This is a genomic window from Nocardia yunnanensis (genome assembly GCF_003626895.1).
Lineage (GTDB): Bacteria > Actinomycetota > Actinomycetes > Mycobacteriales > Mycobacteriaceae > Nocardia > Nocardia yunnanensis.
In genome coordinates, this window is sequence record NZ_CP032568.1 from 1092692 (window position 1) to 1107960 (window position 15269).

Sequence of the window (15269 nt, forward strand, 5' to 3'; positions counted from 1 at the left end):
TCATTGGCGCGGATCGGCCCAGAGCCGCGTACCCCGCCCAGTGCCCCGGGTCACAGCGAATGCTCGGATCTCACCACACCCGCAGTCCGCGCCGGCGCACCACCGCGACCGCGAGGAGGGTGCCCAGCAGCCACACCGTCAGCCCGACGCCGAGGTGGATCGTGGCGCGCAGGACGGCGGACACGCCGCGGCCGAGATGGAAGCCGAGGACGCCGCGCTGCTGACCGTCGATGGGCGCGACGAAGTAGTAGAGCCCGTAGGGCAACGCCAGATGCGTCACCCACGGCAGGGTGCTGCGCCACTGCCGGCGTTCGGCCCAGCGTCGGCCGAGCGCGCGCGGTCGCACCGCGAGCAGCGTGGAGACGACATTGCCGATTCCCAGCCAGGCCAGAATGGGCAGCGCCACGTCGGCGACCGAGACGGTGGTCCGCTGCAGCGGGTGCGCACCGGTCCGCATGCTGATGGCCGCGGTGGCCAGCAGCGTCGGCGCTCCCACGATGATCAGCAGCGCCAGGTTCTTCACGAGCAGGATGCGGTGCATCGGCAACCCGGCGGCCATGCTCGAGCGCGTCTGGTCGGCGTCGACGCCCAGCACGTTGGTGGTGGTGACGTCGGCCAGCACGAAGGTCGCGAAGTACACCCCGACCATGACCACCCATCCGTGCCGGTGCAGGGTCAGCGGCGAGATCAGCAGAAACAGTCCCGACAGCACCACATTCGCGGCGACGCCCTCGAGCCACAGCGCCGGTGGCGTGAACGACCAGCGCACCTCGCCGGCCGCCTGCCGCCACAGCGGCTGCCCGGGCGGGATCGGCCGGGGCGACGGGTGGCGGCGTTCGGTGTGGAACTGGGTGAGCGCGCGCTGCCGCGCGGCGAGCAGGGTGCCGCGCACCTTCGCCTCGAAGCCAGGGTTCGGGTCAGTCCAGCGAGTCGACAAAGTCACCTATCCGGGCGGCCACGGCGTCGGGCAGCTGCCGCGGCAGATGGTGGCCGCCCCCGTTGATCAGTTCGATTCGGGCGCAGGGCAACTGCTCGCTCAGCGCGCGGGAGGTGGCGAACGGTACGACCTTGTCGGCCGGATCGGCGAGGATCAGGGCCGGCGTCCGGATCTCCGCGAGCCCCGCGGTCCAGCGTTCCAGCGTGTGTAGCAGCTCGCGCTGTTCGGTCAGAAAGCTGCGCCACACCGGGCCGTGCCGATGATGCACGCCCGCCAGCATGTTCAACGCGGTCGCCACCTCGGCTCCGAACGGGTTGTGCCCCATGCCCTTCCGGGCCAGCCACGGCAGCACCGACCAGGCCGTCACCGCAAGCGCCGCACCCGCGACGGGTGCGGCCAGCAACCCGTCCCAGCTGTTCAAGCAGCCGGGCCCGATGCTGGCGACCAACACCAGCCCCCGCACCCGCTCCGGCGCGAGCCCGGCCACCGCCAGCGCGACCCCGCCCCCGTAGGAGTGCCCGACCAGCACCGGATTCTCGACGCCCTCACGATCGAGCCGATCGAGCAGCCAGCGCGCGTTGTCCTCGAGAGATCCCGCGGGTTCCGGATTGTCCCCATACCCCGGCCGATCCAGCGCGAGCGCCGTGACCGTACCGGGCAGCCGGGCGGTCACCGCATCCCAATCCGAGCGGTCCCCCGGTTGCCCGTGCAACAGCACCGCATTCGCGGTGCCGACCCGGGTCTCGAGGCTCATGCATCCATTTTCGGTCCCCCGCGCCCGGCGGGCCTGGGGAACCCCGGTGAGATTGCTGTGAGTCCCGCGCACAAAATACGGCCCCTGGGGATTCGAATCCCCAGGGGCCGTGCTCTTTACGCGGACTCGCGGCTCAAGGGCTCGGGTCTTCCCGAGTCACGCCGCGGGGCCTGGTTGGGGGTTCGGGGGCGGAGCCCCCGGAACATCCCCTCAACCGGGGGTCTGGGGGCGGAGCCCCCAGCCGCTAGCTGCCGGTAGCAGCCAACTCCTTCTCCCGCTTGGCCGCCTCGCGGGCAAGCATCTTGTCCCGCTGCTCCTCGAACTTCACGACGTCCTTGCTCAGCTTCTCGAGGAAATTGCCCAGCCGCTCCCGGGTCTCCTCGCCGCGCGCGGTGAAGTCGTTGCGCTCGAAGATCTTCCACTTCTTGAGCACCGGGTTCACCACCTCTTCGAGGTGCTGGCGCAGGTCGTAGATGCCGTGCTTGGCCATCAGCACGCCGTTGCGGCGGAAGTTGGGCATGCCGGCGCCGGGCATCTGGAAGTTCTCCAGAATCAGCGTGATGGCGTCGAGGGTCTGGTCCGGCGAGAGGTCCAGGGCCGCACCGCACATATTGCGGTAGAAGATCATGTGCAGGTTCTCGTCGGCGGCGATGCGCTGCAGCATGCGATCGGCGATGGGGTCGTCGCAGACCTTGCCGGTGTTGCGGTGGCTGACGCGGGTGGCCAGCTCCTGGAAGGTCACGTATGCGACCGAGAACAGGAAGCCCGCGTTGTCGAGGCTCTCCAACTGCTCTGTGGGAGACGCGAACCCGTTGGTCATGTGGATCATGCGGGCCTGCTCGAGGGCGACCGGGTCCACGCCGCGGGTGACGACGAGGTAGTCGCGCATCACGATGCCGTGCCGGTTCTCCTCGGCGGTCCAGCGACCGACCCAGGTGCCCCAGGCGCCGTCCTGGGAGAAGTTCTCCGCGATCTCGCGGTGGTAGGACGGCAGGTTGTCCTCGGTCAGCAGGTTGGTGATCATCGCGGCCTTGGCGACCTCGTTGAGCTTCGACTGCTCGGGATCCCAGTCGACACCACCCATGGCGGCGAAATTGCGGCCTTCGTCCCACGGCACGTAGTCGTGCGGATGCCATTCCTTGGCCAGGGAGAGGTGGCGATTGACGTTCTCCTCGGCAACCGGCTCCAACTCCCGCAGTAGCTCGAGTTGAGTCAGATCCTTTGCCATACATGTGCCCTTCGTGTCGTGCGTCGTGCTGTCGTACCCTCGCCGGCCTGCCGCCGCGGCCCATACCTTACGTGACCGTAGGGTGATGTGAAACTCACATGCGCAGCATTGCGGGGTAGGTGAGAGATGTCATAAGACGACGGCCCACAGCGACGGGTGTATCGCTGCGGGCCGCAGTTCGTTAGCCGCACATCACCTTCGGATGTGCGATCACTTCTTGCCCAGCAAACCGCCCAGCACGTTGCCGAGCACATTGCCCGCGTTCTGGCCCACGGCCTTGCCGAGAATGTCGCCCAGACCGCCGCCGGCATTGCCGCCGGTGGCCCCGCCCAGCAGGCTGCCGAGAATGTCGCCGATCCCGCCCCCGCCGGCCGCGCCGTTGCCGCCGCCGGCGGCCTTCTTCCCAAGGTACGCGAGCACGATCGGCGCCAGCATGGGCAGCAGCTTGCCCATCAGGTCCTGGCTGATGGCATTGCCGCCGACATTGCCGAGCGCGCTGATCACCGTGTTCTTGTCGGAACCGAAGGTCTGATCGACGATTTGGTTGCCGTTGCCGGTGTCGACCTGGTTCAGATCGACACCGCCGTCGAGTAGAGCGTGCGGCTGGCTGGCGACTTCGTGCTCCAGATTCAAACCGCTGTCGGAGTTGCCGGCCTGTGCCTGGAAACCGCCGAGTAGCACGGGGACCGCCGCATCGATGGCGGTCTTCGCGGTCGCCTCGTCGACGCCGAGTTTCTCGGCGATCTGCGCGACGGGAACTTGGGAGAGCAGGTCATCGAAGGAAGTCATGAACTCCGCCTGTGGTGATGGATCCCGGGAAAAGCTCTACTCAGGTCACGGTAGGTGAAATCCGGACAGATTGCCACGCATTCGCGGATGTGGCGAGGGGCCCGACGGTATGCTTCCGGGCCCCTCGCACAGCTGTGCCCCCACCAGGGCTCGAACCTGGGACCTGCGGATTAAAAGTCCGTAGCTCTACCAACTGAGCTATAGGGGCGTGCGGGACGTCAGTGTAGTGTGCCGGGCCCGTAACTGTTAAACGAGTATCCGATTGTGCTCTGGCAGACGGTGTTTGCGCAGGTCATGGTCGTCTGGCCGGGGTCGTCGGAGTGGCGCGGCGGGTGGTGGTCCGACGCCGGGGCGGGGCGGGTGCGGGCCCGTCGGGGGTGGGGTGGCGTGCGGCCCGGGCGCGGGCGGGTGTCGAGGGGGGTGACGGGGTGTGCCGTTGGAGTGACGGGTCGTGCCGATCGGGCGGGCTCGGGGCGTCGCGGGGGTGTGTTCGGGGGACGATGTGGCCCTGTGAGGGTGCGGACCGGTCGGTGCGGCACCGCGAGCAAGTGGGCCCGGGGGATGGCAGGGGCCGGCGCGGAAGGTGGGCGGGGTGTGGTGGCGGCGCGGCTTTGTCGTGCCCGCCCGCTTCGTCGTGCCCGCCCGTCGTCGGCCGCGGCGGCCCGCGTCGAGTGGGCACGGTGGTCCGGGCCGTGGCGGTCCGGCAATCGCCTTGCCACTCAATTTGTTTCGAGACGCCGGAGTGCGAATATCATCCAATGGTGATGTCTGGCAAGCCATTTGGTTCAGGGGGTGGGGACCGGCCGGGGTCGTCGCGAAGGCGGCGGCGTCGGTCGGGCGGTGATGCGCCGTCCCGTGGGATGGCGCGGGCGATCGGGAGCGATATGCCGAACATCGGTGGGATATGGGCGAATTCGTCGTTTCCAAGCAAACGTCCATACGATTGCTGGGAAATTGCGGTTTCGGATAGGAGGTATGCTGGCTAACTGACTTTCCGGTACACCTCACGCTGGGTGCGCTTACCGGGTACGGTGACCGACTGGTGAATTCCCGAAGAACCGGGATTGCCCCGGCGGCACGGGATTCGGCTTATCGTTGATGTGCCCGAACGTGTCGCGACCGGTCAGGCCGATCGCGGCTCCATCACATGAAGCTGCGGGGAGGCGGACCGATACGACGTGATCGCCCGGGTGCGCACCCCCTGCGGTGCACCCGGGCGGGAAAAACTATACCAGTTGGTGTGTTTCAAGTTTTTCGCGCTTTTTCGTACCAAAAGTTTGGTAATTCGGGGTGAAGCCCCATTTGAAGTATTTGAAAGACACGTAACTTTGCGTCGAGGCCGGGGAACCGGTCGGCGACGGTTAGCTAGCTTCGGAGGCGTTTCGAGCATGGCACGGCAGCAAGAGCGGGCCCGCCGGACACGCGCGGCGATCATCAGGTCCGCCGCCGTTGAGTTCGGGAAGAGCGGCTATGCCGCTGCATCGCTCAACCGCATATTGGAAGGTTCCCGGGCGACCAAGGGGGCCATGTACTTTCACTTCGACTCCAAGGAGGATCTGGCGCGCGCGGTATTGGAGGCGGCGGTCGACCGCTATCGGGCTTCGACCGAAAGGTGGCTCGCCAGAACCGATCTCGGTCCGCTCGACGTGCTGCACGGCATGATCGACGAGATCGCGTTGCGGCTGGAGAACGACATCATCATTCAGGCCGAGTTCCGGCTCATCATCGAGCCGGAGTTCTATCGCGACATCCAGGCCGGCGGCGGCCGCATTCTCGGGCGCGCCATCCGGCAGCTCGCGGTGAAGGCCGCCGAGCACAAGCAATTGCGCGCCGACTCGGATCCGGACCGCTTCACCCGCACCCTGGCGGCGGCGCTGGCCGGTCAGCGCTACATCGCCGATGTGCTGGCGGGTCCGGTGGATCTGCGGGCCCGGTTCGCCGAGGCGCTCGAGGTGATCGTGGACGCCACCTCGACACCGGAGTGGACCGAGGAGTTCCGTCGCGTCGGCTGGCGGGTCTCCGCAAAGCTCGAAGATCTCAACTTGGGACTCTGACCAGCTGATTTGGGAATAACGCGGAGCCTGTCATAAGCTATCTCCGCTCCCAACGGAAGCCGTTGAGCAACGGTCCGGAGAGATCCGGCGGGCCCCCTTCGTCTAGCGGCCTAGGACGCCGCCCTTTCAAGGCGGTAGCGCGGGTTCGAATCCCGTAGGGGGTACAACCATGGAAACATGGTTGTCGGAGCAAGTAGCAAGGCCCTGTGGCGCAGTTGGTTAGCGCGCCGCCCTGTCACGGCGGAGGTCGCGGGTTCGAGTCCCGTCAGGGTCGCAGTACAAAGCTTGGCATTCGAATCGGGTGCCTACGGCCAGGTAGCTCAGTTGGTACGAGCGTCCGCCTGAAAAGCGGAAGGTCGCCGGTTCGATCCCGGCCTTGGCCACCAGATCTGAAAGACCCCATCCAGTGGATGGGGTCTTTCGGCGTTTCCGGGTCGTCCGCGTGTTTTCGGGAGCCTCTTTCTGATCTTGGTGCCATGCTGGATTCATGGCTGACGATCAGTGGTACTACTGCTTGAAGCATCATCGGGCCGAGCAGGGGAAGCAGCATTGGTTCGCGGAGCGGATGGGGCCGTATCCGGACAAGGCGACAGCGGAGCGGGCGTTGGATATTGTGCGAGAACGTAATAGGCGTTCGGACGACGAAGAATCCTGACGCCTGGGTGATGGGGGTGAGGGCGCCTGCTCGGTGCGCTCACGAGGCACTCAGGTGGACCAGGTACGGTTTCGGGTGCCAGAAAACGACCGAGCGGGAGGGCAAACCTTGAAGGTCACCGTGGTGGTGCCGACCTACAACGAGCGGGAGAACCTGCCGGTGGCGGTGGAGCGGCTGACCGCGCTACCGGTGGCCGACCTGCACGTGCTGGTGGTGGACGACAACTCGCCCGACGGCACCGGTGAGGTGGCCGACAAACTGGCCGCCGACCTGCCGAACGTGGTGAGCGTGCTGCATCGCACCGAGAAGGACGGCCTGGGCCGCGCGTACATCGCGGGCATCACCAAGGCGCTGGACGAGGGCGCGGACGTCGTCATCCAGATGGACGCCGACCTGTCGCATCCCGCCGAGGTCATTCCGGCCATGCTGGAGAAGCTGGAAACCACCGACGCCGGCGTGGTGCTCGGATCCCGTTATGTCCCCGGCGGTTCCACCGCCGCCGAGTGGAAGTGGTACCGCAAGGCGCTCTCGGCCTGGGCCAACTTCTACGTGAACCTGATTCTGCGCCTGGGCGTCAAGGACGCGACCGCCGGCTTCAAGGCGTGGAAGGCGGATACGCTGCGCGCCATCGACGTGGCCTCGATCAAGTCGAACGGCTACTCGTTCCAGGTGGAGATGAACTACCGCACGGTCAAGAAGGGCATCGGCATCGCCGAGGTGCCGATCCGCTTCGAGGAGCGCACCAAGGGCGCCTCCAAGATGAGCCTGAAGGTGCAGCTGGAGTCCGCGGCCATGCCGTGGAAGCTGCTGTTCGGGCGCGCGGTCTAATCCTTGGGCCAGTGGAGCAGGGTGTCGACGAACAGTTGACGGACCCGCTCCACGTCGGCGTCCATATCGGCCGGATCCCAGCCGCTGACGTCGATCGGCGGTAGCACGGCCACGTCCACGACGCCTTTGCGCACGACGGCCGAGTTGCGCCAGGCGATTTCGCCGGCATTGCGGATCACCACCGGGATGACCGGAACCCCGGCCTGCATGGCGATGTGGAACGCACCCTTCTTGAACTGCCCGACGCGTGGGGTGAGCGAGCGGGTGCCCTCGGGCGCGATCACCACCGACAGCCCGCCGCGCAGGGTCTCGACCACGGGTTCCAGTGCGGCCCGGGTGGCCGCCGAATTCGCGCGGTCGATGAAGGTCACCTCGACGAATCGCATGAGCGGACCGAAGACCGGGTTCTTGGTGATCTCCCGTTTGGCGATACCGGTGAATCCGGTGCCCAGCACCTCCGCCAGCACCACGATGTCGAACTGGCTCTGGTGATTGAAGATGAACACCGCGGGCCGTGGCGCGCGGGTGTGCTCGGCCCCGATCACGCGCACGCGCACCCCGGTGCCGCGCAGGGTCGAATCCGCCGCGCGGGTCATCATCGAATCCGCCATCTGGCGACGCTGTTTGGTGTGCGCCTTGGCCGCCACCCCGAACAGCGCGCCGCCCAGCAGTCCGGCGAACCCGGCCAGGGTGCGCGCGTAGTCGGTGACCTTGGGCGCCTGCCGCGGCCGGAAATGCAGGACCGGCCATTCCTTTTCGGCGGCCTCCATCACCACCCGCGGATCGGGATTGACCGCGACCGGATGCCCGGCGCTGTGCAGCAGCGGCAGATCGGCGGCGCTGTCGGCGTAGGCGTAACTCCGCGCCAGATCGATCTCGGACACGAGGGCGAAGCGGCGCACCGCATCGGCTTTCCCGTTGCGCCACAGCGGCTTTCCCGCCACATGTCCGGTGAGCACCCCGTCCTGCACGGCCATGGTGGTGCACAGCGTGTGCGGGATGCCGAGTTCCGCGGCCACCGGCTCCACCTGATAGCGGGTGACCGAGCTGACCAGCACCAGGGTGTGCCCGGCGGCCTCGTGTTCGCGCACCAGCCGCCACGCCTCCGGGTAGATGTGCCCGTACACGCTGTGCGCGAAGATCTCTCGTCCGAGCGCGACCAGATCGGACTCGGGCACCCCGGCCCAGCCGTACATGACGTGCTGGAGAAAGCGCTCGTATTCGCCCTCGCTGCGGGCCCCGCGAATGCTGCCCAGCAGCCCGGCGGTGAGCGCGCCCCGGGTGCTGCCGCCGCGAATCAGCCGCCGCGGCAACGGGGGTGGGTTGAAGCCGCCGACCACGGTGCCGCCGAAGTCGAAGAAGGCGGCGACACTCGGCCCCTGCGGTCCGGTGCGCACCCGCTCCAGCGCCTCCTCGAGTTCCATCGCCCCGACCGGCCGCTGGGTCACGCCGACGCCGGGCCGCAGCGGCAGGCTCGGGCGATGCATCGGCCGGGTCGGACGGCGCAGCGGCCGGTCGGGACGACCCGTCGCGTCTCCCCGGATCCGGTGCGTCACAGCGTTTCCAGCCGGTTGGACGGGTCGAGGGTGGCCGCGCGGGAGATGCGCGCCCCGATGGCGCGCAGCTCTCCGGCGAAGCGGACCCGGCGGGCGGCCAGGTCGGCGGCGTCCTCGGCGGGGGTGAGCAGTCCGTGGTTGTCGGCGAGTTTGACCGCGCTGCCGAACAATTCGGAGGACACCGATTCCGGGCTGTGCAGGCGTTGCTGCAGCAGCATCTGTTTGCCGACGTGCAGGCATTCGTCGACGAGTTCCTTGCGGTCGACCTCGAGCGCCGGATCGCGGGCCGCGAGCCGTTCGGCCACCACCAGTTGCGCGTCCACGAACGAGCGCAGCACCCGGTGCGCCATCATGAACCCGGATTCGGCCAGCTTGGCCAGGATTTCGGTGCCGACCGTGCCGGCCGCCGTGCGCTGATGCCAGTCCGGATCGACCAGCAGCATCTCGGCGGTGAGCTGACTGGTGAATTCGGCGCGCTCCGGGAAGAAGAACTCGAACTTGAGCAGATCGCGCAGCCGGTAGGCGGCCTCCCACCCGACCCGCAGCTGATCGCCCTCGGGCGCCTCCACCGCGGACAGCACGGCCAATTCGAGGATGGCGCGGTTGACGAACCAGTGCACGGCGCTGTTGCGGTAGAACGCGGCCTCCAGGTGCGCCCCGGCATTGATGGCGTACACCGGTTCCAGCCCGCCGCGGTACACAGTCACCACCTTGGCGATGGCGAGCTGTTCGAGCACCACCGCCAGCCGGTGATCCTCACGCAGCGTGGTGATCTCGCCGCGCGGCAGATCCCGGTACTCGATGTAGCCGAGCACGGGCGCGATGGCGGTGCGCAGTTCGTCGCGGGTGAGGGCGCGCTCGTGCACGCCCAGCAGCACCAGCGTGGTGAGCGCGTTGACGGTGATGGGGGTGACGTCGTTGATGCCGACCGCGACCTCGAACGCCAGCCGCTGCACCGCCCGATGCTCGACGTCGACGACGTGATCGGTATCCGGATTCGGGTGCGGCGTCAGCGGATCCCCGTGCACGGCCAGCCGCTCGCGCGCCGACAGCGGCGTCCCGAAGCGCACGTACACGTGCCCGGCGGAGTGCTGCTGGTTGCGCACGTAGCGGGCCAGCCAGGCGATGCCCTCGGCCTGTTTGCTGCCGCCGGTCTGCTCGTCGGCGATGGCCCCGATCTCGTTGAGCCGCTCGTAGGTGATGGAGACCGGCACCAGCATGACGTCGTCGATGCGTTTCGAACGCAGCGCGGCCGCAAGGTAATTCAGCAGCCCGTAGCGCGGCGGGCGGAGTTTGCCGGTGCGGGTGCGGCCGCCCTCGAAGTACCACTCCAGGTTGAAGCGCTTGGTCAGCAGATAGGCGAAGTACTCCTCGACGACGGCCTTGTACACCTCGTCGTCGCCGAAACTGCGGCGGATGAACACGGTTCCGGTGCGGCGCGCGATCGGCCCGATCGGCCAGAACTTCAGATTCGCCCCGCCCACCACATGGTTGGGCGGAAAATCGTTGCGCGCCAAGATGTCTCCGAGCACGAACGCGTCCACGTAGGAGCGGTGCGAGGGCAGGAAGACCAGCGGGTAGCGCCGATTGAGGGTGCGCAACCGGTCCAGTCCGCTGTCGTCGGAGTCGACCTTCCAGGTGGAGGCGTGCACCGGCCGCATGGCCTGGGTGAACAGATCCGACACCAGCCGCGACTGGGCGGCGACCAGTTCGCGCAGGCCCTTCTCGGCGCGCCGGTACACCTCGCGCCCGGCCAGCCCGGTCTCGGCGGCGATGGCCTCGAGGCGGCGCAGGAACTCGGGCGAGTCGAGGATCTCCTCGACCACCAGCCGCGGCACCTTGTACCGGTCGCCGATCACCGCGCGTTCGGCGCGTTCGAGCGCGACGATGCCCGCGCGCACGATGGCCCGGCCGAAAGTGTCGGGGGCGGCGGCGGATCCGGGATTGTTGGCGCGCAGCTGGCTGAGCCGGGCGGGCGCGCCGGTCAGCACCAGATGGCGGTCGGGGGCCTTGCTGAGCAGCCGCCGCTGCAGCAGGCGGTTGGGTTTACGCGGATTGCTGAGGGTGACGAGATCGCTGAAGGTGGTGCGTCGCACGCCGTCTCGTTCGGGCGGCAGCCACAGCACCCGGACCGGAACCACCAGCGGGTCGTCGCTGCGCCCGACCAGCCGGTCGGTGACGGCGGCGGGATCGAGATCGAGCTGGGTGACCGGGGCGGTGGTGCCGAACTCCTGCGTGATGCCGCCTTCGGCCAGCCAGTGCCCGACGAGTTCGCGTTCGACGGGGGAGGCGGCGTCGACGAGGGCGACCACGGAATGCGGGGCGGTGAGCGCGGCTTCGGGAAGCCGGCTGTCGTGATCGAGCATCTTCGTTCCCTCCGCATGAGCCGCTGATCTCCATTGAAGCCCAATCGGTCGCGGCGGCGCGGCAGGTCGGGCAATTCGCGTCCGGCGGCGTGATGTCGAGGCGGCGTGATCGAGGTCGCGAGCAGGAGCTCCCCGGAATCAGAAAGGTAATGCTAACCTCACTCGACAAGTTAGGTAAGCATAACCTTGGAGGTCTGGTGTCGGTCGCTGACGAACGGGTACGGGTCGCGGGGGAGCAGCGGTGGGGCGAACACGTCACCGATCCGGTCGCGGCGGTCTCCGCGCTGGCGGCGGCGGATCGCTTCGGCGAATACGTGGTGTACGAACGGCCCGGCGCCTGGGTCTTCGCCGCCGACCCGATCGGCGGAGTCGAGTTGGACGCCAACGAACTTCGGGTCAGCTGGGACGGGCGCACCACCGCCGGGCCCTGGACCGGCACCCCCGCGCAGGCCGTCGATCGGGCGCTGGCCGGGCTGCCGGTCGGGGAACGCACTGCCTACGGCTGGATCGGATTCGAGTTCTGCGCCTGGTCGCTGGGGGCGACCGCACACGTGCACCCGCGAGCGACACTGGCGCACGTGATGATTCCGCGCATCGAGGTGCGCATCGACGCCGCCGGGGTGCGGGTGGCGGGTGCGACGCCCGCCGAGACCGGCGACATTCACGCCGTGATCGCGGCCGCGCAGGGCAGTCCGCTCCCGGCCGCCCACCCCGTGGACGTGACCGCGGACCCCACCGGCTACCGGGACCGCGTCGCCGCCGGCGTGGCCGAGATCGGCGCGGGCAAGTATCAGAAGGTGATCCTGTCGCGGAAGGTGGAACTGCCCTTCGCGGTGAACATTCCGGCCACCTACCGGCTGGGCCGCCGGCACAACACGCCCGCGCGCTCGTTCCTGTTGCGGCTGGGCGGCCTCGAGGCCGCGGGCTTCAGCCCCGAACTGGTGGCGGCCGTGGACCGCGACCGCGTGGTCACCACCGAACCGCTGGCCGGCACCCGCGCCTTCGGCCGCGGCGACGAGATCGACACCGCCGCCCGCGCCGACCTGGTGCGCGACCCGAAAGAGATTGTCGAGCACGCCATCTCGGTGCAGACCTCGTTCGCCGAGATCGCGGCCGTCGCCGAGCCCGACACCACCGCGGTCTCCGATTTCATGGCCGTGCGCGAGCGCGGCAGCGTGCAGCACCTGGCCTCCACGGTGCGCGGGCGACTGGCCGCCGATCGCAGCCCGTGGGACGCACTGGAAACGCTGTTCCCGTCGGTCACCGCCTCGGGCATCCCGAAGGCCGCCGGCGTCGACGCCGTCTTCCGCCTCGACCACGACCCGCGCGGCCTGTATTCCGGTGCGGTCGTGACGGTTTCACCGGACGGCGCGCTGGAGGCGACGCTGGTGCTGCGCGCGGTCTACCAGACCGGCGCGGGCGCGTGGTTGCGCGCGGGCGCGGGCGTGGTCGGCCAGTCGCGCCCGGAACGCGAATTCGAGGAGACCTGCGAGAAACTCGACAGCGTCGCGCCCTACGTCGTGCGCGCCTGACGCCGGACCGCTTCTCGCGCCTGACACCGGATCTCGCGCTTGGGCGTCAGACGCGGAACTGCACGCCGGTCAGCCGCTCGGACAGCTCCCAGAGCTGCCGGGCGGTTTTCTCGTCGTGGGAGGCGGCGGTGGAACCGACCTTCGTCGGGTGGCCGCGCCAGTTGAACCAGTCGGGACCGTAGTAGGCGCCCGGCTCGACCTCGGCGGTGGCGGCGTAGAGGGTCGGCAGCGCGCCCATGTCGGCGCTCTGCGCGATCAACCGGTTGCCGAGTCCGACAATCTGTTCGAGAAGGTTCTGGGTCTCGGAGCTGATCTCGGTGGCGGCGTAGCCGGGGTGCGCGGCCACCGACAGCTTGTCGGAGCCGGTGAGCGTCAGCCGCCGTTGCAGTTCGTAGGTGAACAGCAGCAGCGCCAGCTTGGATTGCGCGTACGCGCCGAAGCGCGAGTAGGCGCGCCGCTCCCAGTTCAGGTCCTCGAGATCGATGCGGCCGATCACGTGGGTGATGCTGGAGGTGTTCACCACGCGCTGCGAAATCCGGTCCAGCAGTAGGCCGGTCAGCGCGAAGTGGCCGAGATAGTTGGTGCCGATCTGCATTTCGAAGCCGTCGGCCGTGGCGAGTTTGGGCACCGCCATCACGCCCGCGTTGTTGATCAGCACGTCGGCCCGTTCGACGGTGTCGGCGAAGGCCCGCACCGAGTTCAGATCGGCCAGATCCAGCTGCCGGATCTGCACGTCCCCGGGCATGGTCCGGGCCGCCGCCTGCGCCTTGATCTCGTTGCGGCAGGCCATGATCACCTGCGCCCCGGCCGCGGCCAGGGCGCGCGCGGTGGCTTCGCCCAGGCCGCTGGTGGCTCCGGTGACGATGATGATCCGGCCGCTCTGGTCCGGCATGTCCGCTGTGTTCCACCCGCCCATAGGCAAACTCTATGACGAGCGGCTCAGATGCGCGCGGCGAGGGCCCGCTTGTCGATTTTGCCGACGGCGGTCACCGGCAGGGAATCGGCCTGCCGCAACACATCCGGCAGCTTGTAGGTGGCCAGGCCCCGCGCTGTGAGGAAGGTCTTGATCTCCGGCAGCGACGGCAGTTCGCCCGCGGTCACCAGGACCGCGCACACCTTCTCGCCCAGCGCCGGATCGGGCAGGCCGACCGCGGCCGCGTGGCGGACGCCGGGGTAGGCGAGCAGATGCTCCTCGAGCTCGTCGCAGGAGATGTTCTCGCCACCGCGATTGATGACGTCCTTGATCCGGCCGGACACGATCAGATGCCCGCTGGGCAGCCGGCGCACCAGATCGCCGCTGCGATAGAACCCGTCGGTGGTGAAGGCGCGCGCATTGTGTTCGGGCGCACGGTAATAGCCGCGCAGCGTGTACGGGCCGCGGGTGAGCAGCTCGCCCTCCGCGCCGGCGGGAACCTCATGGCCGTGCTCGTCGACCACCCGCACCTCGTCGGCGGCCGACAGCGGCCGGCCCTGGGTGGTGCACACCAACTCGTCGGAGTCCTCGGCGCGGGTGTAGTTGAGCAGACCCTCGGCCATGCCGAACACCTGCTGCAAGCGCACCCCCAGCGCGGGCGCGACGTCGCGGGCATTGACCTCCGCCAGCTTCGCCCCGCCGACCTGCAGCAGCCGCAGCGACGACAGGTCGGCCTCCTCCCATTCGACCGCGGCGCACCACAGTTGGGCCAGCGGCGGCACCACGGCGGTGACGCTCACCCGATGGCGTTCGATGGCTGCGAAGGCGCTCTCCGGGCTGGGGTCGGTGACGAAGGCCATGGCCCCGCCGGTGGCGATCGTGCCCAGGACACCCGGGCAGGCCAGCGGGAAGTTGTGGGCGACAGGCAGTGTCGCGAGATAGACGTCCTCGGGACCGAGTCCGCAGACCTCGGCGCTGGCTCGTGCGTTGTAGGCGTAGTCGTCGTGGGTGCGGGCGATCAGTTTGGGCAGGCCCGTGGTGCCGCCCGAGACCAGCATGAGCGCGATCTCGGCGGCGTCGACCTCCGGCAGGGAATCCCCATCGGCCACAACGGAATCCAGGTCCGTGAACGGCCCGGGATCGCCCAGGACCAGGACGTGGCGCAGGGACGGGACCCGTGCGCTCACTTCCGCGGCCAGCTCACGGTAGTCGAAATCGCCGACGCGATCGGCGATCAGGTACGCGACCGCGCCGGAAAGCCTTGTCAGATGCTCGATCTCGGCGCGACGATGCGCGGGAAGGGTCAGTACCGGGACGATCCCGGCGCGCAGGAGGCCGAACAGGATCGGGACGAAGTCGGGTGTGTTCGGCAATTGCACCACGACCCGATCGCCGGGCTGGATGCCCAAGGCCAGCACACCGTGCGCCCGGCGATCGGCGTCGCGATCGAGTTCCGCGTAGGTGGTGACGGTGTCGCAGAGCAAGGCGGGCCGCTCGGGCCCGCGCCGGGCGGCGTCGCGCAGCAGCTCGCCCAGCGGCCGGCCCGCCCAGTATCCGGCCTCCCGGTAGCGCTGAGCGAGGTCGGCGGGGAAGGGCACGAAGCCGTCGCGCAGGTCCGTGGTGGCGGTCGCGTTCGATGTCACAGCGTCTGACCTCT

General features: G+C 68.7%; 12 protein-coding genes and 4 tRNA genes. 7 read left to right on the forward strand and 9 right to left on the reverse strand.

Annotation, left to right across the window (positions count from 1 at the left end):
• Positions 1–70 precede the first annotated feature (70 nt).
• The 5 genes from D7D52_RS05155 to D7D52_RS05175 all read right to left on the reverse strand — a co-directional run bounded on the left by D7D52_RS05155 (position 71) and on the right by D7D52_RS05175 (position 3916).
• Positions 71–943, reverse strand: coding sequence for a hypothetical protein (locus tag D7D52_RS05155; protein WP_162958163.1), 873 nt, complete (start codon positions 941–943; stop codon positions 71–73).
• Complete coding sequence (locus tag D7D52_RS05160) at positions 918–1691, reverse strand: alpha/beta fold hydrolase (RefSeq protein WP_120735288.1); 774 nt, start codon at positions 1689–1691, stop codon at positions 918–920. The genes D7D52_RS05155 and D7D52_RS05160 overlap by 26 nt, the downstream gene beginning before the upstream one ends.
• A 244-nt stretch (positions 1692–1935) precedes the next feature.
• On the reverse strand, positions 1936–2919 hold the full coding sequence (locus D7D52_RS05165) for an acyl-ACP desaturase (protein ID WP_120735289.1): 984 nt from the start codon (positions 2917–2919) through the stop codon (positions 1936–1938).
• Positions 2920–3129: 210 nt separating this feature from the next.
• Positions 3130–3708, reverse strand: coding sequence for a DUF937 domain-containing protein (locus tag D7D52_RS05170; protein WP_120735290.1), 579 nt, complete (start codon positions 3706–3708; stop codon positions 3130–3132).
• 135 nt (positions 3709–3843) lie between these two features.
• A tRNA-Lys gene (locus D7D52_RS05175) sits at positions 3844–3916 on the reverse strand.
• 1180 nt (positions 3917–5096) lie between these two features.
• Here D7D52_RS05175 and D7D52_RS05180 point away from each other — a divergent pair.
• The 6 genes from D7D52_RS05180 to D7D52_RS05200 all read left to right on the forward strand — a co-directional run bounded on the left by D7D52_RS05180 (position 5097) and on the right by D7D52_RS05200 (position 7245).
• Positions 5097–5762, forward strand: coding sequence for a TetR/AcrR family transcriptional regulator (locus tag D7D52_RS05180; RefSeq protein ID WP_120735291.1), 666 nt, complete (start codon positions 5097–5099; stop codon positions 5760–5762).
• 91 nt (positions 5763–5853) lie between these two features.
• Positions 5854–5926, forward strand: a tRNA-Glu gene (locus D7D52_RS05185).
• Between the two features lie 36 nt (positions 5927–5962).
• Positions 5963–6036 (forward strand) — tRNA-Asp (locus D7D52_RS05190).
• A 35-nt stretch (positions 6037–6071) separates the two neighbouring features.
• Positions 6072–6148: transfer RNA gene (locus tag D7D52_RS05195), tRNA-Phe, on the forward strand.
• A gap of 101 nt (positions 6149–6249) precedes the next feature.
• The gene (locus D7D52_RS37560) at positions 6250–6417 is read left to right on the forward strand and encodes a hypothetical protein (RefSeq protein WP_162958164.1); all 168 of its coding nucleotides are present in this window, start codon (positions 6250–6252) and stop codon (positions 6415–6417) included.
• A gap of 126 nt (positions 6418–6543) precedes the next feature.
• Positions 6544–7245, forward strand: coding sequence for a polyprenol monophosphomannose synthase (locus tag D7D52_RS05200; protein WP_120743823.1), 702 nt, complete (start codon positions 6544–6546; stop codon positions 7243–7245).
• Here the strand turns inward: D7D52_RS05200 and D7D52_RS05205 are convergent.
• Positions 7242–8801 (reverse strand): HAD-IB family hydrolase, encoded by a 1560-nt coding sequence (locus tag D7D52_RS05205; RefSeq protein WP_342775242.1) that lies wholly within the window; start codon positions 8799–8801, stop codon positions 7242–7244. The genes D7D52_RS05200 and D7D52_RS05205 overlap by 4 nt on opposite strands.
• Positions 8798–11167 (reverse strand): glycerol-3-phosphate 1-O-acyltransferase, encoded by a 2370-nt coding sequence (locus D7D52_RS05210; RefSeq protein WP_120735292.1) that lies wholly within the window; start codon positions 11165–11167, stop codon positions 8798–8800. The genes D7D52_RS05205 and D7D52_RS05210 overlap by 4 nt, the downstream gene beginning before the upstream one ends.
• 149 nt (positions 11168–11316) lie before the next feature.
• Here D7D52_RS05210 and D7D52_RS05215 point away from each other — a divergent pair, with 149 nt between their 5' ends.
• Positions 11317–12699 (forward strand): salicylate synthase, encoded by a 1383-nt coding sequence (locus tag D7D52_RS05215; protein WP_120735293.1) that lies wholly within the window; start codon positions 11317–11319, stop codon positions 12697–12699.
• A 46-nt stretch (positions 12700–12745) separates the two neighbouring features.
• Here D7D52_RS05215 and D7D52_RS05220 read toward each other — a convergent pair whose 3' ends face one another.
• Positions 12746–13615, reverse strand: a complete 870-nt coding sequence (locus D7D52_RS05220) for an oxidoreductase (RefSeq protein ID WP_120735294.1) — start codon at positions 13613–13615, stop codon at positions 12746–12748.
• Positions 13616–13638: 23 nt separating this feature from the next.
• Entirely contained in the window at positions 13639–15255 is a 1617-nt protein-coding gene (locus D7D52_RS05225; protein WP_120735295.1) for a (2,3-dihydroxybenzoyl)adenylate synthase, read from the reverse strand.
• Between the last annotated feature and the right edge of the window lie 14 nt (positions 15256–15269).